A 17080-nucleotide genomic window follows, 5' to 3' on the forward strand; every position below is an offset into this window, starting at 1 on the left:
GACGCCGCCGTGTTGTCAAAGTGCCAGATGTTCATCGCGCTGCCCAGCACAAACAGCGCCGAGCCGATCATGAACAGGGCGCTCTGCCTGCTCAGGGTCGGCACCAGGAACGGCAGCGAGGCCGGCTGTGCCTGGGGGAAGGGGGTGCTGCTCTGGGTCATGAGTGACGCTTTCTCTCTGCGAGTCCCGGTCCCGCCCACACGATCTGGGGTGTGGGCGGGACCGGGAGGGTGCCTAGTGAGCGAACGAGGTACGGGCCTTTTCGCGCGGACCCTCAGGTACGTGCGGCGGCATGCCTAGTGAGCGAACGAGGTACGAGCCTTTTCGCGCGGACCCTCAGGTACGCGCTGCGGCATGCCTAGTGAGCGAACGAGGTACGGGCCTTTTCGCGCGGAATCGGTGCGTCCAGGTTCTCCAGGAACGCCACCTCCTCCTTGATCGCGGCCAGCAGCAGCTCGGCGAGGTCCTTGCTCAGTCCCAGGCGCACCACGATGCGCTGCACCACCAGGGCCGACAGGTCATCGGGCATCGGGTAGGCGGGCACCAGCCAGCCGCGCATGCGCAGGCGGTCGGCGAGGTCGTACAGGTCCCAGTTGCGCTTACCCGGGTTCAGCTTCCAGGCGAACACCGGGATGGTGTCGCCGCGGCTGACCAGCGAGAACGGATCCAGCTTTTCGATCTCCGAGGACAGGTAGGTGGCCACGTCGATCGAGTTCTGCTGCACCTCGCGGTATCCCTCGCGACCCAGACGTAGGAACTGGTAGTACTGCAGCAGCACCTGGGCACCGGGACGGGAGAAGTTCAGGGCCAGGGTCGGCATGTCGCCGCCGAGGTAGCTCACGTGGAACACCAGGCTCTCCGGGCACACCTCCTTATTGCGCCAGACAACCCAGCCCACACCGGGGTAGACCAGGCCGTACTTGTGGCCCGAGGTGCTGATCGAGTTGACCCGCTCAACCGTGAAGTCCCACTCCAGGTCGGGCTGGCAGAACGGGGCGACCATCGCGCCCGAGGCACCATCCACGTGGATGCGCACGTCGAGGCCGGTGGAGGCCTGGATCTCGTCGAGCTTGGCGGCGATCTCCTTAACCGGCTCGTACAGGCCGGTGTAGGTCTGACCGAGGATCGCGACCACACCGATGGTGTTCTCGTCCACGTACTTTTCCAGCTCATAGCCATCGAGGACCAGGTGGTCCTCGGTGACCGGCACATAGCGGGCCTCAACATCCCAGTAGTTGCAGAACTTCTCCCAGACTACCTGCACGCCGGCGGAGAGGATCAGGTTGGGCTTCTCGGTGGACTTTCCCTCGGCCCGGCGGCGCTCCTGCCAGAGACGCTTGAGCGCCAGGCCGCCGAGCATGCAGGCCTCGGAGGATCCGATGGTCGAGGTACCGATGGTGTTGTGCGGGTCCGGCACGTGCCAGAGGTTCCCGAGGATGCGCCAGCAGCGGTCCTCGATGGCCGCGGTGGCCGGGTACTCGTCCTTGTCGATCATGTTCTTGTCGGCGGCCTCGACATAGAGCTTGCCCGCGTTGTCATCCATCCAGGTGGAGACAAACGTCGCCAGGTTCAGGCGGGAGTTCCCATCCAGCATGGCCTCATCGTGCACCAGCTGATACGCGGTGTCGCCGGACATCTGGTTCTCGGGAAGATCAAAGCGGGGCAGCACCGTGGCTTCACCCGGACGCGCAAACACGGGATTGATCGAGATCTGCGACTCGTCCTCGCGTTCGGCGGCATTGCGATACAGCTCTGACATGGTGGTCCTTTCTGATTGACGGAAAAGCTCGCGACACTAAATTCTGAGAAAAACGCTGCAGGGCACTGCCCGCTACACCTCGATGGGTGGGTAGAGCCGGTCCATGTTGTACTGGCGGTTTCGACGCGCGGCCCAGGTGGACACCGCCAGGAACACCAGCGTGAGTGCCCCGATCACGGCGAGCGCGACCCCGAATCGATAGTCGATCCCGCCCATGATCAGCTGTCTGAGCCCGGTCACGGTATAGGTCATCGGGTCGAAGGGGTGCAGCCACTGGAACAGCGGACTGGTGGTCTGGACCGGGTAGATGCCGCCCGCCGAGGTGAGCATCACCATCAGCAGGGCCAGGGTGGCCACGCGGCCCACCGCCGCTCCGAAGAGGGCATTGAGCATCTGGATCATCGCCAGGAACATCGCGGACATCAACCACATGAACGCCAGCGTGCCGATCGGATACTCGGGTTTGAGTCCCAGCCCGAAGTAGATCACCAGGAACAGGATTGTGCCCTGGATTCCGCCCACCGCGAGGGTGGGCATGAACGAGGCCAGCACGGTGCGGAAGGATCCCAACCCCTGCGCCAACGGACGTGCCTGAAGCGGGGTGAAGAGCATCCAGGCGATAATGCTGCCCACAAACAGGGCGAGTCCGAGGAAGAAGGGCGCAAAGCCGTAGGCGAAGGTTTTGGCCTCGTGCTCGGTCTTCTCGAGCAGCTTGACCGGTTCGGCCAGCGTCTGGATCACGCTGCGCTCCTGGTCCTTCCCCCACTTGGGAATCAGGCTCAGGCCGGTCTTGGCGGCCTCGGCCAGCTGCTCGGTTCCGGCGGCCAGCTTGGGGGTGCCCTCGGCCAGGGTGTTCGCCCCGGCGCTGAGTTCCCCGAGTCCGGTGCGGAGCTGGTCGGCACCGCTGCGCAGCTGATCGGCACCGCTGCGGGCCTTGTTCAGGTCGCCGACAACCTGATCGTTTTCGATGGCCTGTAGTACCACGTTGAACTGGGTGCCCGGGCTGTTGAGCTGGCCGGCCAGCAGGTTGGTGTCCCGCCGTACCTCGGCAATGGTGGTGTTCGCCTGGGCTACCTGAGGGTTCGCGGCGATCGAGTTGCGCACACCCTGGATCTGGTCGGCCAGGCCGCCCTCCCCCTTGGCGCGCAGGTCGGCGATCACGGCGTCCAGATCCTGGGCGGCCTTCTGCTGTGTGGCGGCCGCATCGTTGAGCAGCGTGGCCGCGGTGTTGACACCCGCGTCGATGCGCTGCACGGCCGAGCGGACCTCGGCACCGGAAATGCCCGATCCCTGGACCAGGCCCTGAGCCTTACCGATGATGCCGTCCAGCCCGGTCACGATCTCGTCCACCGCCCCGGCCAGCTTGTCGCTCCCGTCCTTCGCGGTCACCAGGTTGGTCGCGAGTTCCTGCGCGCCCTGGTTGGCCTGCTGCATGCCGGAGTTCAGGGTGTCCACCCCGTTGGCCGCCTGGATGAGCTTGGGAATAGCTCCCTTGGCCCCGTCCAGTGCGGCTTCAAACACCTGGCTCCCCACCTGGGCACTGACCTGGTTGATGACCTCCTCGGCGGCGTCCTGACCGATCACGGTGGAGAGGTAGTTGTTGGTTTCGTCGTAGGTGAAGATCAGGTCCGCCGAGCGCGGGTTATCTCCCGAGACCGAGGCGATGGCGGTGGAGAAGTCCGCGGGGATCGTGATCGTGAAGTCGTACTTGCCGTGGGACAGTCCGGTTTTGGCCTCCTCCTCGCTCACCTCGATCAGGTTGAGCTGCTTGGAGTCGATCAGCCCCTTGACCACCTGCGGACCGGCATGAATGCGCTGTTTGCCGGCATCCGCCCCGGTGTCCAGGTTCACGATCGCCACGGGGACCTTGTCCACGTTGCCAAACGGGTTCCAGAAGGCCCAGAGGTAGAGTGCGCCGTACATCAGCGGCATGATCAGGATGACCAGCAGGGCCAGCCGAGGCATGGTCCCGCGGTAGTACCGTTTGAAATCGCTTCCCGGGGAGAATGCGGCGATCATCGGGCTTCCTCAACTTCCTCGAGGGCCAGGCTCACAAACTGTTGGTTGGTGAGATTGGGCACCTCCACGTAGTCATCGGCGATCACCGAACCGCGTCGGCCGTTGACATCGGCGGTGATCACCGTCTGTTCTGTGCCCAGCGCGATCAGGCGCTCCAGGAGCTTTTCCGAGGCCTGGTCGCTGGAGAGGTTGTCCACCCCGCCCACCACGAGCAGCTCGGGTTTGCGCACGTTGGCCGCGGCGATGCGGAACAGCGCGGCTGTCAGTTCGGGGAGCTCCTCGACCATATCGTCGAGGCCGGGCAGTGCCAGATCGCCAAAGACCGGGCGGCACATGCGCTCCAGATCCTCCTCGCGGGCGACGCGGACCCAGCGATACCAGGGAGCACCCCAGCGCAGCTGCTCGGTCACGATGTCGCGGACGCGGATGGCCTGCACCACCTCGTCCACCTCATCGATCCAGCCCAGGGCGGCGTTTTTGAAGAGGTGACCGGGATTGTTGTTCAGCCCGAAGGAGACCACGGTGCCGCTTGAGGCACGCATACGGCCGGCAAGGGTCAGCAGCAGCGCGGTTCGACCGCGTCCGCCGTGGCCCACCAGGACGGTGGTGCCCCCGCGCTTGACCGAGAAGTTCACCGGCCCAAAAATGTGTCCCCAGGAGGCGCGCACGCTGACCTCGGAGAGGGTGAGCAGGTTGTCGGGACTCGCCCCGTGTCGGCCGTGAGGCTCTGCGGCCTCATGCATGTCCCGGGACTGCCGTTCCTGGGCCTCGATGATCGCCGTTTCGACGGTTTCCACGGGCGGCTCGGCTTCGTGCTGGCCGCCGTGTGCCGGGTGTGAACTCATCGTGCGCACCCTCGACCCGCGCGAGGCCCACGGCCTCGAATTTGACCAGAATTGCGCGCTACAAATGCGCCGGCCTGAGCCAGTTCCCCCATTGAATACGATCCATTCTCGGGATGTTTCCCCATCAAAGTCCGATCAACGTACCATCGTTTCGCGACAGGAAGATAGAACTATCTTTTTGGAGGTTTTTCCGATATTTTCCCGGACCGAACCACTTTTTATTGTTGGTCTCAGACAAAAAAGGGCGGAATTCTTTCGGTCCCCTCGACGAGCCCCGCGGGCATGGGGGACAAAATATTGATGCCACAATCCGACGTCACCGCGGGATCTCCCCTCGCCATACTCGCCCCGGCGCGGGATACCCCGGGATTCGGGCACACAAAAATGCCCCACGCGGGAGAAGGCTCTCGCGCGTGGGGCATTCATGGGGGACAAATTCCCCGACGGCCGGCTTGACCGTTAGGCGAAGTCGGCGGGCACCCGTTCGTGCCAGCCAATTCGATTCTCCAGCTGCGCGCCAAGGCTCAGCAGGGTTAATTCGTCGCCGGGGCGACCGATCAGCTGAATCGCCGCGGGCAGACCCTGCGCATCCTGGCTGACCGGCAGCGCGATGCCCGGCAGCCCGGTAGCGTTCACAAACGAGGTCCAGGGCGAGTACAGCACCTGCTGTTCGAAGCTCAGGTCGGGATCGGTCTGGCTGTACCAGTCCAGAGTCCGCGGGCTCTGACCGAGCGCCGGGGTGAGGATCGCGTCAAACCCGGCGAACTGATCGATCACGTCGCGTTCGAAGCGCGCGAAGAAGCCCAGGGCGGCGATCAGATCCGTTGCGCGCACCTCCTTGCCCGACTCGCGCAGCTGCGCGGTCACCGGCTCCAGCAGCGCCTCGGCCCCCTCGGGCAGCGGGGCGGCCGCCGGGAAGCTGCGCCACAGGGTGCGGAAGGCGTTGGAGTATCCGGCACTGCGTTCCAGCGGAATCTCGGTGAGTACGTGGCCGAGGGCACGCAGGTGCTCGATGCCCTCGGAAAAGGCCAGTTCACCGGACTCGTCCAGGCCGATCGAGTACTCATCCGCCCACGGAGAATCGCGCAGGATGCCGATGCGGAACCGGCCGTGCGGGGTGTCGGCGGCGCGCAGCAGCGCACCGGGTTCCAGCTCGGGGGCGCGCAGCGCGAAGCGGGCGGGGGCCGGGGTGCCGATCATGCCCTCGAGCAGCAGTGCCGCATCGCCCACGGTGCGGGCGATCGGACCGGCCACACCCAGTCCGCCCACGCTGCCGATGCCCGATCCGCCGGGGACGCGGCCGCGGGAGGGCTTGAGCCCCACCAGGCCGGTCGCTGCGGCGGGAATGCGGATCGAGCCGCCCCCGTCCGATCCCGGAGCAAAGGGCAGCAGTCGGGCAGCCACCGCGGCGGCCGCTCCCCCGCTGGAGCCACCGGCGTGCAGGCTGCGGTCCCAGGGGTTGCGGGCAGGACCCGCGACCAGGTTGTCGGTGAAGCCGTGCTGCCCGAACTCGGGGGTGTTGGTTTTACCGAGGCTGATCGCGCCGGCGGCATCCACGGCCTCGACGATCTCGTCACTCTGCTCCGATACCACCCCGGCAAACACCCGCGAGCCATAGCTGGTGGGCAGCCCGGCACGGGCCTCCAGGTCCTTATCGGCCAGCGGCAGGCCCCAGAGCACCTGGTCGGGGCTCTCCCCGGGGGATTCGATTCGGAAGTGCTCGGGATCGCTCAGACTAAACGAGCCGGTGGGGGTGGAACGGGGGTGCCCGGTGGCCTCCAGCGCGGCGGCGCGCTCGCGGGCACCGTCGGCATCCACCACGATGAACGCGCCGATGGACGCACCGTGCTTCTCGATGCGATCCAGGTAGTGCTCCACCAGCTCACTCGGACGCAGGGCGCCGGTTCGCAGCAGGAAGCTCTGTTCACGGGCGGTAAGTTCGTGCAGCTGTGCCATGTCCCCAGCCTATTCCGGTTTCGAGTTTGGTGCACACGCTAGGAGCGCAGGCCCCGGGCCACCAGCGCCTCGCCCAGTTCGTCGGCGAAGCGCATCGTGTGGACCAGCAGCGGCACCACAAATGTGCGCGGGCCCGGGCGCACCCCGCGGGCGCGGTGAGCGGTGATGATGTCCCGGGCAAAGCCCAGGATCACCGGGATCACGGTGATGGTCAGTGCCAGCAGCAGCGCTATCCGATCGGCCCGCACCCCGATCTTCGACAGCGGGGTGAGGCCACGCTCGATCGCGTCGAGCATTGCCGAGGTCTGCGTGGTCAGGCTGATCAGCGCCGCGCACAGAATCACCAGCAGGATCCGGGTGGTGGTGATCGTCGCCGCCTGCCAGGGCACAAAGATCAGCTGAAACACCCCGGTGAAAACGATCAGCATCCAGACCATCCGCACCTGACGCCAGAGCCCGGAAAACCCGAGCCCGGCAATCAGGTATCCGGCAACCACGATGGCCGCCGCGATACCGAGGGTCCACAGCGTGTGTGGAAAGATCGAGATGACCAGAACCAGCACCCCAATCAGAGCGAGCTTGCGTCCCGCGGGCATCCGGTGCAGCGGGCTGGTGCCCGGGCGATAGAGGGAGATCACGCGTAGGCCTCGCTGTAGCGGGTGATGATCTCGGCCGGATCGCCGTGCTCAAGCAGGCGTCCGTCCTCGAAGCGCAGCACCACGTCGCAGCGCGCGGCGAGGTCGAGATCGTGAGTGACCAGGACCAGCTGCGGTACCCGTTCGGAGAACAGGTGGTCGATGATCAGCCTCCGGTTGCGGGCATCCAACAGCGCGGTGGGTTCATCGGCGATCACCAAGTCCGGCCGGGTGATCAGCACCGCACACAGCGCCAGCAGCTGTTTCTGCCCGCCCGAGAGCTCGTGCGCGGGTGCGTCGGCCAGCGCGCTCAGTCCGAATACCTCTAGCTCGGCGGCCACCCGCGCGGCGATTTCGGCCTTGGGCACCCCGCGACCGCGTAGTGAGAACGCCACGTCCTCAGCCACGGTGGGCATGATGATCTGCGCATCCGGGTTGGCAAACACGAACCCTGCGATCTGGCGCACCCGGGCGGCCTCGGCGCTCGGGTTGATCCCGTGCACGCGCACCTCCCCGGCACCGGGCAGGACGAGCGCGTTGAGCATCCGGGCGAAGGTCGACTTGCCCGAGCCGTTGAGCCCGATGATGCCGATCCGCGCCTGGGTCAGCGTGATCGTCACATCCCGCAGCGCATCGTGGTCGCCAAAGCGCACGCCGACCCGGTCAAAGGTGATGGTACCCGCCACGCGCTAGGCCTGCGGGGTGGTGGGGGCGGATTCGTTCACGGAGGTAACTGTATCCGACGATGCCGACGGGCGGCGCGAGGTTTGCCCGAACGCACGCGGGTAGGCCCGCCAGAGCGCGAGGGTCAGCGCGACGGCGATCACGGCCTTAATCAGGTCGCCGGGGAGGAAGAGCAGGCTGGAGAGGAAGGTCGGCCCGAAGCCCAGGCCGGTGATGCCCGCCTGGAAGGGGATGCCGAACGCATAGATGGTGACGATGCCGCCGAGTACCACGCCGATCGAGGTACGCAGGATCGTGGGGCGGCGGCGGTCGGCCCGCACGATCAGGCCGATCACGATAACTCCGGCGATCCAACCGATCAGGTAGCCCACGCTCGGCCCGACAAAGACACCGGCGCCGCCGCGCCCGCCGGCGAGAACCGGAAGTCCGGCAAAGGCCAGCAGCTCCAGCACCAGCACGGCTGCCGCGCCACGCCAGGGGCCGAGGATGGTACCGGCGAGCATCACACCGAGGGTCTGCGCGGTGATCGGGACGGCCCCGCCAAACGCGGCGATGGCCGGGGGCATGCCGAGGACCGCGATCAGCGCGGCGAAGACGGCGATGCGGGCGAGGTCTGCGCCACCAAACGAGGTACGGGTGGTCATGGGGATCCTTCCGACGGGGAGTGCCTGAACGGTGTTCTCCTGAACGGTGTTCATGTGGTGTTCACTGAGTATAGTATGACCATGACGAGTTCACGCAACCCCCGGTCCGCGCCGACCCGTCACTCCCGGGAGGACGTGGCCGATGCGGCCCTGGATATCCTGAACTCCTTCGGCCTCGCCGACCTCACGATGCGCCGCCTGGCACAGTCCCTCGACGTGCAGCCCAGCGCCCTGTACTGGCACTACGAGAATAAGCAGAGCCTGCTGGCGCACCTGGCGGATCTGATCGTCGAGGTGCCCTCATCCGAGACTTCCCCCGGCACCGACCGGGTGCGCGCCCGCTGCCTGGCCCTGCGTGAACGCCTGCTCGCCTACCGCGACGGCGCCGAGGTGGTCGCCAGCACGCTCGCCCTCGGTCTGGGCGCCGAGGCACCGGGGATCGACCTCACCGCGGCCCTGGTGGATGCGGGCACCGACCCGGAAACCGCGGCGCGCGTCTCCGGCGTGCTGCTGCACTTCATCCTCGGCCAGGTCTCCCACGAGCAGCAGCGCGCTCAGGCGGGCTCGCTCGGCGCCGCTGCACCCACCGACACCTCGGAGAGCGAGAGCGCCGAGTTCGGCTTCGGCATCGACCTCATCCTGGGCGGGCTCGCGACCCTGCGGTAGGGCCCCACAGCGTCGGCGACGCGGTCTGCGCCACACAGAGCCGTTTTGACGCTCGAGTCGTCGCACCCTCACGGCTTACAGCATCGTTGTGAGCACACCCCCGTCGACCCGAATCGCCGCTCCATTGGTGGCCGATGCCCGTGGGCTGGCGAGATACGTCACCATGTTCGCAATCTCGGATGGCTCGATGAACCGCTCCAGGAGGGTTGTTCTGTTCTGGTCGATGATCGCCCCCTTGACCTCTTCCACGGAAGCGGACTGCGCCCCCGCAAGCGACTCGACGGCCGCCGCGACGCCATCTGAGTAGGTGGGGCCGCCCAGCACCGTGTTTACCGTCACGCCGGTGCCGCGAGTGAGCTTAGCCAGCCCATTGCCCAGCGCAATCATCGCCGCCTTGGTTACGCCGTAGTGCACCATGTCCGCCGGCACGTTCACCCCGGATTCGCTGCTGATGAACAACATGCGCCCCCACCCGCGCTGCAGCATGCCGCCCAGCAGATGACGCGAGAGGCGCACACCACTCATCACGTTGACGTCGAAATACCGCATCCACTCGGCGTCGGAGACCGACTCGAACTCGGCGAGTCCGAAGAGCCCGACGTTGTTTACGAGGATGTCCACATCCTCGAGCCCGTCCAGCAGGCGATCCACCTCGTCGGGAGCGGCGAAGTCCGCGCTCAATCCCGTGTGGTCGGCGTCCGGATACTCGGCGCGGAGCTTCCTCACGGCATCCTCGACACGATCGGAGGACCTTCCGTTCACGATCACTCGCGCCCCTTCGGCGGCCAGACCGGACGCGATGGCGAAGCCGATCCCCTGCGTCGATCCGCTCACAAACGCCGTCTTACCGCGCAGCTGTAATTCCATGTATCGCTCCCTCTCAGACTGTTCCATGCAGGCAATTCACTTGCCTGAGCAAGTAACACTATGTGGATTTACTTTCCCAGGCAAGTTAATCGGCGTGGCGAGTGAGCGGCTCTGGGCCGTGGCATAGCCTGGTGTCATGCAATACTCCTCCAACGAGCCCGGGCTGAGTGCTAGCCAGCTCGAAGTATGGGCGTCGGTCGCGACCCTGATCGAGCGCCTTCCCACAGCGCTCGATGCACAACTGCAGCGCGACAGTGGGCTGACCCACTTCGAGCACGGCCTGTTGTTTGCGCTCGACACCGCACCCGAGCGAACGCAGCGCCTGAGCACACTCGCCGGCTACGCGAGCAGCACGCTCTCACGGCTGTCGCGCGCGATCTCCCGGCTGGAGAAGAAGGGCTGGGTCCGCCGAGAAATCGACCCGACCGACGGGCGCGTAACCCTGGCCGTGTTGACGGACGCGGGGCACGAGCACGTCCTGCGGTCGACGCCGGCGCACCACGCCCTCGTCGAGAGACTCGTATTCGAATCGCTCACCGATCAGCAGGTGCGCCAACTCGGCGTGATCAGTACGCGCATCTCCCAGGCGATCGCCCCCGCCACCGCCGCCTGGAGCCCAGGCGGAGATCGACCCGCATCATCATAACCCTCCCGCCGGAAACGACAGTTTCTGGCTAGCTCGGCGCTGAGTGATGTCGCCCCGGGTAAGGGGCGAGCATCACTTGAGGTGAGTGATGACCTCCACCGGGTGCGCGAGGGTGTATCGCACAGTGGAGGTGCGCTCGACTTCAGCAACCAGATCTTCCAACTGCTGGCGGTCGGCGTTCGAGGACGTGGCCGTGATCGCAGCGCGAATCTGAGTCAGGCCGGGGGTGACGGTTTCATCGACCCCGAAGAAGGCTGCGAGGTCAACGTCACCGTCAATGTCGATGGTGTAGGAATCCAGAGCGATGCCCCGCTGAGCTGCGGTGGTTGCCAGTCCCACGGTGTAGCAGGCGGCAAGCGCCTGAAGTACGTACTCGACGGGGTTGGGTCCGGCGTCGCTTCCCAGTGGGATCGGCTCGTCACTGGTCATCGTGAAGCGGCCGGCACGGGCCGTGTCGTGAAAACCGCCCATGTGTGCTGAGCCTGTGGTGGCTGTCATTTTGCTGCCACCGTCCCAGGATCCGGAAACTGCAAAGGAGAACTTGGTGGTCGAGCGGTCCTTTCGGCCGTTCTCGCCTAGTTCTGCGAGTGCGTCGAGGTTTACTCCGTTGAGGGGTGCATTTGCGGTCATTTGTAGTCCATCCTTCGGCGAAATTATCGTTGTGAATTGAGAGTGAGTGAGGTTTAGCTTTGGGGGCTGGAGGCGATCTGAGCGCGGACCTCGTCCATGTCCAGTTCGCGGATCTGCGCAATGAGGTTTTCCAACGCAGCTTCCGGCAGCGCTCCTGCCTGCGAGAAGACTCGGATACCGTCACGGAAAGCCATCAGCGTGGGAATCGAGGTGATTCTCATAGCTCCGGCCAGTTCTTGGTTGGCTTCGGTATCGACCTTGGCAAACACCACGTCAGGGTGCTTCTCTGCGGCCTTTTCAAAGACCGGGGCAAACATGCGGCATGGGCCGCACCACGCGGCCCAGAAGTCCACGAGCACTATCCCGTCTGAGAGCGCGGTAGTTTCGAAATTTTCTTTGGTGAGATCGTGGGTTGTCATAGTGGTTTCCTTGCAGCTCGTCTATTGGTTGGTCTATCGGGGCGCAGATCTGGTCTGATCGAGGATGCGGCGAGCTGCACTGTGTCCTGCTCGGATCGCACCTTCAACATGACCGGCATACGCGGTGGCTGTTTCGGTGGATGCAAAATGGATGTGTCCTCCAATCGCCTCGTTGAATTGCGATGAACCGTATGTTGCGGTCGAGGATTGCTGCGCAATCACCGTTGGGGTCGTGTATCGCTCGCGGCTCCAATCCTGGACATACACACGGGTAGCCCCTCGTGCATCGGCTCCGAACAATCGTTCAAGCTGAGCGAGAAAACTGTGCTTCGCGTCATCGAGGCTCACTCCGGCAAATGCGTCGGCCGAAGCGAAAGCAAAAATGGCGGGCGGCGCAGAGTCAGGGCCGCTGTGGTCATGGAATTCCCTAAATGGTCCGCTGTAGCTAATTGCGGATCCAGAGAGTCCTTCGCTTTGCCAAAACGGTGTCGCGTACACCGCGACGGCCTTGACCGTGGACCCCATCCACACTGTGGTTGATTCTGCGATGCGGCGCAGCTGTGGGGGCAGGTCCGGTTCGAACCGGATCTGCTCGGCGGCGAGAGCGGGTGGCACCGCAACGATGACGTGTTGTGCGAGCAGCCTCGTGTGGAGGGCTTCGACTCGAACCCCGTTCGGGGTGAGGGTCAAAGCTCTTACCGGGTCTTCGAGACGGAGCGTGCCGCAGCTCAGACGATCTGCGAGACGTTCTGGCAGAGATTGCATGCCGTCACTCAGGCGGTAGGCGGGAGAGTCGATGGGGTTTCCATCTAACCGTTGTGCTCCCTCGTTGGGCGTTTCAAGGAGAGCATCCCCCGCGGTTCGCTGCGGGAACGCCTCTAGCCCAAGTTCTGTGCGTGAGGTCTGAACCGTGGGTTCGTTCGGCCAGAACCAGGTTGCTCCAAGGTCGAGGCGTTGTTCACCGGCAGGGGTGCTCAGTGCGCGGCCGCCCACTCGGTCGCGTGCTTCCAAGACCATCACGGTGGCCCCTGCACTTGTAAGAATATTGGCAGCACTAAGACCAGCGACCCCGGCCCCGACAATGACAACATCGCAGCGTGCCAGGTCGTCATCGTTGAGGGTGACGTGGTTCATCGGCTCGCCGTCGCGTCAAGCACGATGCGGAACCTGGGAGTTCCCGCGGCAAGCTCCGCTACCGCTCGTTCGGCCTGCTCAATGGGCATGCGTTCGATGAGCGGCCGCACGTTGTTGAGCAACGCAAACTGCATTGTTTCTTCAATGTCCCGCGGGCTACCAGTGAGGTGGCCGGTGACAGTCAACGACTTCATGACTACCTGCGCCACCGGGACTTCCACGACGCCATCATCCACGCCCAAAAGCATCAGCTTCCCGCCAACTCGCAAGCCCGCGATCAGTTCAGAAACCGGCTTCGTGGTCGCGGCGGTGCTGATAATCAGATCGACCCCGCCGAGCTCCTGCAAGGCGGCACCAGGTTCCCTATCCTCACTGTCGATGTAGTGCTGCGCACCCAAAGACCGGGCCAATTCTTCACGCTCGGTTCCGCGGGCAATCGCCACAACTTCATATCCCATACGTGCGGCGAACTGCACCGCAAGATGCCCCAGCCCCCCGATGCCGAACACTGCAACTCTCCCGCCCGCAGGAACGTCCGCGACACGCACGGCATTGAACGTGGTCACGCCAGCGCAGCCCATAGGTGCGGCATCAAATGGGTCTAAGCCCTCCGGGATCCGAGCCAGCGCATCGGCCGGGACGATCACCGATTCAGCCCACCCTCCGGGGTAGGAAAGTCCAGGAATCTTCCGCTCTGCACAGTGAACGACATCACCGCTGCGGCAGAAATCACAGTGTCCACAGCTTCCACCAAACCAGCCCACGGCGACGTTTTCACCGAGGCCCCATCCTTTGACGCCCTCTCCCAGCGCGTCAATTACACCGGCGATCTCGTGCCCCGGTGTGACCGGCAAACTGGCACCGTGAGCTTTCACGGTGTTGAGGTCCGCGTTGCACACACCGCTTGCGGTGATGCGAATACGCACCCATCCTCGCGGCGGCGTGGAGAGTTCCACCCGTTCTGCGACGAGTGGCCCGCGTTCGGTATGAACCCTCATCATCATGCCGGTATCAGTCATGGGTGCTCCAGTCTTTGCCACGAAAGTGGTCAGCAGGGAAAGTCGGTCAATGAGACCGAGACTAGAAGCTCCGCCACACATGGAGTAGGGGTGATCCGCGAATCTGGTGATAACTTTAGGTAATGACTGAAAAGTTCAGTGTTGAGAGCCTTCGCTATGCCCAAGCTGTATCCGAGACCGCATCATTCAGTGCGGCGGCACGTGCCTATGGCGTCTCACAACCGGCGCTGTCAAACGGTATTGCCAAGCTCGAAGAGCGACTGGGAGAACGGCTTTTTGATCGCTCACCTCGCGGAGTCCAAGCGACTGCCTTCGGGGTTCAGATGCTCCCCCTCATTGACCGAGCACTCAAAGCGCTCGATGAGATTCCCGCGGAAGCGGCCCTGTGGAAAGGACCAGCCACGGGTGACATTCGCATCGGCGTCTCGCCTCTGATAAACCCGGCGCTTATTGCTCGCGCTTACAGTGCCGTGTGCTGCCTCGACATGCTGCCCGGCCCTCGACAACTCGTTCTTAGAGAGGCCAATGTTGCTGAGCTGCGAACCGCTCTGCTTGCCGATGAGCTGGATCTCATTCTGATCCCGTCTGTGGCCCCGATGCCACGCCACAAGCACCGAATCATCGACTCAGAACCGCTGGTGGTTGTGGAATCTTGGCCACGGAGCCTGAACCAAATTGAATTGGCAGAGCTGACGTCAAAGCCACTCATTCTGATGCCCAATACATGTGGTCTTACGACGTTTACCCGCGACCTCTTTTCGGCCCACGACTTAGCGCTGCGCGAGTACCCTGGCGAGGCCGCCACCTACCGAGTGCTTGAAGAGTGGGCAAAGCTTGGACTCGGCGCTGCGATTATCCCGCGCTCGAAACTAGCGACCCCCGACGCCGCGCACCGACCCCTGTACGACGATGGTATTGAGGTGGAAATCTTCTACGAAGCAGTCTGGAGTCCAGAGAGCTCACTGGCCACGGACATAGAAGCCCTTACGGGAATGCTGTCGAACGGAGCCGCCTCGCCAGAAGTCATAACGAAGGGCTATTGATTCATTCATCGCGGCCTCCTACCGCACCTGCTTCGCTCCACCTATCGTCGGAAGTCGGCGGGCCACACCGCCACCCCGACCTAGGAGGAAGCCAAGCATGGCCTATTTGCAGATCACCCTTGCCGTGAACGACAGCGACCGCGCCGCCGCGGCCGCCGTTTACGCCCAGTACAAGCAGCCCTTCCTGGACACGATCACCGGTGCCCAGAGCAAGGAACTGCTCATTCGAGACGAAGACGTGCAGGTGATGCACGGCTTCGACACCGTCGCCAACGCCCAGGCATACCTTGCCTCTGAACTGTTCACGACCGACGTCGTCGGAGGGCTGTCACCGTTCCTTCAGCGCGAACCCGAAGTTCGTATCTACGACGCCGCTTAAGACAGACCAGAACCAGAGGAAAACAAAGACATGACTTTTGAAAACACGAAGCTTGTGGTCATCGGCGGATCGTCGGGAATGGGCTACGCCATCGCTGATCGGGTTTCTTCCGAGGGAGGCAGCGTTGTCATCGTTGGACGTAACGCGGCCAAGCTGGAAGAAGCGCGCGGCAACCTTGCCAAGCACGGCAACCCGGTGGCTGCTCTGGTTGCAGACCTCAACGATTTCGATGCAGTCGCACACCTCCGTGAGCAGCTGACCACCGAGCACTCAGATGCAACGCTCCTGGTCAACGCCGCAGGCGTATTCGTACCTAAGCCGTTCATCGAGCACACCGAGGCCGATTACAACTCCTACCTCGACCTCAACCGGTCCACGTTCTTCATCACCCAGACCGTTGTAGCAAACATGATCGCTGCGGGTCAGGGCGGTTCGATTGTGAACATCGGCTCCATGTGGGCGCAGCAGGCTATCGCTGCAACACCGTCATCCGCGTACTCAATGGCCAAGGCCGGTCTGCACTCGTTCACGCAGCACCTCGCTATGGAGCTGGCAGGAGAGAAGATCCGCGTCAACGCCATTGCCCCGGCCGTCGTTCGCACTCCGATCTATGAGGGCTTCATCCCCAAGGAAGAGGTTCAGGAGGCTGTCAGCGGCTTTGACTCCTTCCACCCAATTGGCCGTGTTGGCACCTCGGAAGAAATCGCCGCTATCGCTGCGTTCCTGCTCTCTGATAACACGGGATGGGTCACCGGTGCCGTCTGGGACGCTGACGGTGGGGTCATGGCGGGCCGCAACTAATCTGCGAAGCGACTAGATGTAGGTCGAGCCTCGCTAAGCTCACGTAGCAGACAGGGACGGAACCATTTTAAGGTTCCGTCCCTGTCTTCGGTCATGGCTTACCTACTCCGTGCGGAATTTCCGATATCTCGGCCCACATGCCGGAAGTCACTTCACACTCGCACCTCGTCTAGATCGCCGACCAGCCGCCATCGGAGGCCAGAATCACGCCGTTGATGTTGGCGCTGTCACCGCTGGCCAGCCAGGTGATGGCGGCGGCGAGTTCCTCGGAGCTCGCCGGTGCGGGCACAACAGACTGCATGATCGGCCCGAGCACCGCGGCCGCACGCTCCGAGTGGAACGGTGCCTCAATGTTGGTGGCCACCGCACCCGGCGCGACCGCGTTGACGCGGATGCCGTCCTTGGCGTAGAGCACCGCGGTGTTCTTGGTGAGACCAACCACCGCGTGCTTTGAGGCCGTGTAGGCCGCACCCGAGGTGGCGCCGCGCAGAGCGGCCTCGGAGGCCACATTGACGATCGTGCCACCGCCCGCCTCAACCATCAGGGGCAGAACGGCGCGGCTCAGGCGCATCACCGCGGTGACGTTGACCGCAAATACGCGATCCCAGGTGGCATCATCCACCTCGCCGCCCGCGAGGAAGCCGTCCATGATTCCGGCGACGTTGGCGAGCGAGTCAACGCGGCCGTCCGCGGCCGCAACGATGGCCTCCACACCGGATTCGGCCGTGATGTCGCCCACCACGGGGACGATATCGAGGTCCGGGTTTTCCGCCACGAGGGCATCCAGACGCGGTGCAGACACCTCGGCCGCAATCACGCGCGCACCCTCACGGGCGAATCGGAGGGCACTCGCGCGCCCAATTCCCGAGCCCGCTCCCGTCACGATAACCGTCTTGCCTGCAAATCGTTCAGTGGTCATGATCGCTGCCTTTCC

18 protein-coding genes are annotated in these 17080 nt (G+C 64.2%); 5 read left to right on the forward strand and 13 right to left on the reverse strand.

Features of this window, described 5'->3' with window-relative positions:
- Positions 1–358: 358 nt before the first annotated feature.
- The 7 genes from gad to D9V34_RS14070 all read right to left on the reverse strand — a co-directional run bounded on the left by gad (position 359) and on the right by D9V34_RS14070 (position 8542).
- Positions 359–1759, reverse strand: coding sequence for a glutamate decarboxylase (gad, locus tag D9V34_RS14040; protein WP_121689127.1), 1401 nt, complete (start codon positions 1757–1759; stop codon positions 359–361).
- A 72-nt stretch (positions 1760–1831) separates the two neighbouring features.
- Positions 1832–3778: a YhgE/Pip domain-containing protein gene (locus D9V34_RS14045; protein ID WP_121689128.1), complete on the reverse strand. Its 1947-nt coding sequence runs from the start codon at positions 3776–3778 to the stop codon at positions 1832–1834.
- Complete coding sequence (locus D9V34_RS14050; RefSeq protein ID WP_220700599.1) at positions 3775–4623, reverse strand: ATP-binding cassette domain-containing protein; 849 nt, start codon at positions 4621–4623, stop codon at positions 3775–3777. The genes D9V34_RS14045 and D9V34_RS14050 overlap by 4 nt, the downstream gene beginning before the upstream one ends.
- A 459-nt stretch (positions 4624–5082) precedes the next feature.
- Complete coding sequence (locus D9V34_RS14055) at positions 5083–6579, reverse strand: amidase (protein ID WP_121689129.1); 1497 nt, start codon at positions 6577–6579, stop codon at positions 5083–5085.
- Positions 6580–6617: 38 nt separating this feature from the next.
- A complete protein-coding gene (locus D9V34_RS14060) occupies positions 6618–7217 on the reverse strand; it encodes an energy-coupling factor transporter transmembrane component T family protein (protein WP_121689130.1) in 600 nt (199 codons plus the stop codon).
- Complete coding sequence (locus D9V34_RS14065; RefSeq protein ID WP_121689131.1) at positions 7214–7900, reverse strand: energy-coupling factor ABC transporter ATP-binding protein; 687 nt, start codon at positions 7898–7900, stop codon at positions 7214–7216. Before D9V34_RS14065 ends, D9V34_RS14060 begins: the two co-directional genes overlap by 4 nt.
- A 3-nt stretch (positions 7901–7903) precedes the next feature.
- Positions 7904–8542: a biotin transporter BioY gene (locus tag D9V34_RS14070; RefSeq protein ID WP_121689132.1), complete on the reverse strand. Its 639-nt coding sequence runs from the start codon at positions 8540–8542 to the stop codon at positions 7904–7906.
- Between the two features lie 81 nt (positions 8543–8623).
- On the opposite strand from D9V34_RS14070, the gene D9V34_RS14075 reads away from it, so the two are divergent.
- The gene (locus D9V34_RS14075; protein WP_121689199.1) at positions 8624–9208 is read left to right on the forward strand and encodes a TetR/AcrR family transcriptional regulator C-terminal domain-containing protein; all 585 of its coding nucleotides are present in this window, start codon (positions 8624–8626) and stop codon (positions 9206–9208) included.
- A gap of 75 nt (positions 9209–9283) precedes the next feature.
- Here the strand turns inward: D9V34_RS14075 and D9V34_RS14080 are convergent, their stop codons facing one another.
- Entirely contained in the window at positions 9284–10075 is a 792-nt protein-coding gene (locus D9V34_RS14080; RefSeq protein ID WP_121689133.1) for an SDR family NAD(P)-dependent oxidoreductase, read from the reverse strand.
- 136 nt (positions 10076–10211) lie between these two features.
- On the opposite strand from D9V34_RS14080, the gene D9V34_RS14085 reads away from it, so the two are divergent.
- Positions 10212–10721, forward strand: coding sequence for a MarR family winged helix-turn-helix transcriptional regulator (locus D9V34_RS14085; protein WP_121689134.1), 510 nt, complete (start codon positions 10212–10214; stop codon positions 10719–10721).
- 72 nt (positions 10722–10793) lie between these two features.
- Here the strand turns inward: D9V34_RS14085 and D9V34_RS14090 are convergent, their stop codons facing one another.
- Genes D9V34_RS14090 through D9V34_RS14105 form a run of 4 tightly spaced genes read right to left on the reverse strand, consistent with a single transcriptional unit; the run spans position 10794 to position 13923 of the window.
- Positions 10794–11351 carry an OsmC family protein gene (locus tag D9V34_RS14090; RefSeq protein ID WP_121689135.1) on the reverse strand — a complete coding sequence of 186 codons (558 nt, stop codon included), beginning with the start codon at positions 11349–11351 and terminating at the stop codon, positions 10794–10796.
- Positions 11352–11404: 53 nt separating this feature from the next.
- Positions 11405–11770, reverse strand: a complete 366-nt coding sequence (gene trxA, locus D9V34_RS14095) for a thioredoxin (protein ID WP_121689136.1) — start codon at positions 11768–11770, stop codon at positions 11405–11407.
- Positions 11771–11803: 33 nt separating this feature from the next.
- The gene (locus D9V34_RS14100) at positions 11804–12904 is read right to left on the reverse strand and encodes a flavin monoamine oxidase family protein (protein ID WP_121689137.1); all 1101 of its coding nucleotides are present in this window, start codon (positions 12902–12904) and stop codon (positions 11804–11806) included.
- Positions 12901–13923 carry an alcohol dehydrogenase catalytic domain-containing protein gene (locus D9V34_RS14105; RefSeq protein ID WP_220700600.1) on the reverse strand — a complete coding sequence of 341 codons (1023 nt, stop codon included), beginning with the start codon at positions 13921–13923 and terminating at the stop codon, positions 12901–12903. The genes D9V34_RS14100 and D9V34_RS14105 overlap by 4 nt, the downstream gene beginning before the upstream one ends.
- A gap of 122 nt (positions 13924–14045) precedes the next feature.
- Between D9V34_RS14105 and D9V34_RS14110 the strand changes: the two genes are divergently transcribed.
- From D9V34_RS14110 to D9V34_RS14120, 3 genes are all read left to right on the forward strand, one after another.
- Entirely contained in the window at positions 14046–14966 is a 921-nt protein-coding gene (locus tag D9V34_RS14110; protein ID WP_121689138.1) for a LysR family transcriptional regulator, read from the forward strand.
- A gap of 97 nt (positions 14967–15063) precedes the next feature.
- Positions 15064–15345, forward strand: a complete 282-nt coding sequence (locus tag D9V34_RS14115) for a hypothetical protein (RefSeq protein WP_121689139.1) — start codon at positions 15064–15066, stop codon at positions 15343–15345.
- A 30-nt stretch (positions 15346–15375) separates the two neighbouring features.
- Complete coding sequence (locus D9V34_RS14120; RefSeq protein ID WP_121689140.1) at positions 15376–16146, forward strand: SDR family NAD(P)-dependent oxidoreductase; 771 nt, start codon at positions 15376–15378, stop codon at positions 16144–16146.
- A gap of 169 nt (positions 16147–16315) precedes the next feature.
- On the opposite strand, the gene D9V34_RS14125 is transcribed toward D9V34_RS14120, so the two are convergent.
- Positions 16316–17065, reverse strand: coding sequence for an SDR family NAD(P)-dependent oxidoreductase (locus D9V34_RS14125; protein WP_121689141.1), 750 nt, complete (start codon positions 17063–17065; stop codon positions 16316–16318).
- Positions 17066–17080 lie beyond the last annotated feature (15 nt).

Source organism: Mycetocola lacteus, assembly GCF_003667575.1.
Taxonomy (GTDB): Bacteria; Actinomycetota; Actinomycetes; order Actinomycetales; family Microbacteriaceae; genus Mycetocola; species Mycetocola lacteus.

Excerpts from the sequence above, each read along its gene's own strand:
- D9V34_RS14110 (WP_121689138.1), top strand. The coding sequence starts at position 14,046 with ATGACTGAAAAGTTCAGTGTTGAGAGCCTTCGCTATGCCCAAGCTGTA.
- D9V34_RS14050 (WP_220700599.1), bottom strand. The coding sequence starts at position 4,623 with ATGAGTTCACACCCGGCACACGGCGGCCAGCACGAAGCCGAGCCGCCC.
- D9V34_RS14120 (WP_121689140.1), top strand. The coding sequence starts at position 15,376 with ATGACTTTTGAAAACACGAAGCTTGTGGTCATCGGCGGATCGTCGGGA.
- D9V34_RS14075 (WP_121689199.1), top strand. The coding sequence starts at position 8,624 with ATGACGAGTTCACGCAACCCCCGGTCCGCGCCGACCCGTCACTCCCGG.
- D9V34_RS14080 (WP_121689133.1), bottom strand. The coding sequence starts at position 10,075 with ATGGAATTACAGCTGCGCGGTAAGACGGCGTTTGTGAGCGGATCGACG.
- D9V34_RS14125 (WP_121689141.1), bottom strand. The coding sequence starts at position 17,065 with ATGACCACTGAACGATTTGCAGGCAAGACGGTTATCGTGACGGGAGCG.
- D9V34_RS14105 (WP_220700600.1), bottom strand. The coding sequence starts at position 13,923 with ATGACTGATACCGGCATGATGATGAGGGTTCATACCGAACGCGGGCCA.
- D9V34_RS14115 (WP_121689139.1), top strand. The coding sequence starts at position 15,064 with ATGGCCTATTTGCAGATCACCCTTGCCGTGAACGACAGCGACCGCGCC.
- D9V34_RS14055 (WP_121689129.1), bottom strand. The coding sequence starts at position 6,579 with ATGGCACAGCTGCACGAACTTACCGCCCGTGAACAGAGCTTCCTGCTG.
- gad (WP_121689127.1), bottom strand. The coding sequence starts at position 1,759 with ATGTCAGAGCTGTATCGCAATGCCGCCGAACGCGAGGACGAGTCGCAG.
- D9V34_RS14100 (WP_121689137.1), bottom strand. The coding sequence starts at position 12,904 with ATGAACCACGTCACCCTCAACGATGACGACCTGGCACGCTGCGATGTT.
- D9V34_RS14085 (WP_121689134.1), top strand. The coding sequence starts at position 10,212 with ATGCAATACTCCTCCAACGAGCCCGGGCTGAGTGCTAGCCAGCTCGAA.
- D9V34_RS14045 (WP_121689128.1), bottom strand. The coding sequence starts at position 3,778 with ATGATCGCCGCATTCTCCCCGGGAAGCGATTTCAAACGGTACTACCGC.
- trxA (WP_121689136.1), bottom strand. The coding sequence starts at position 11,770 with ATGACAACCCACGATCTCACCAAAGAAAATTTCGAAACTACCGCGCTC.
- D9V34_RS14090 (WP_121689135.1), bottom strand. The coding sequence starts at position 11,351 with ATGACCGCAAATGCACCCCTCAACGGAGTAAACCTCGACGCACTCGCA.
- D9V34_RS14070 (WP_121689132.1), bottom strand. The coding sequence starts at position 8,542 with ATGACCACCCGTACCTCGTTTGGTGGCGCAGACCTCGCCCGCATCGCC.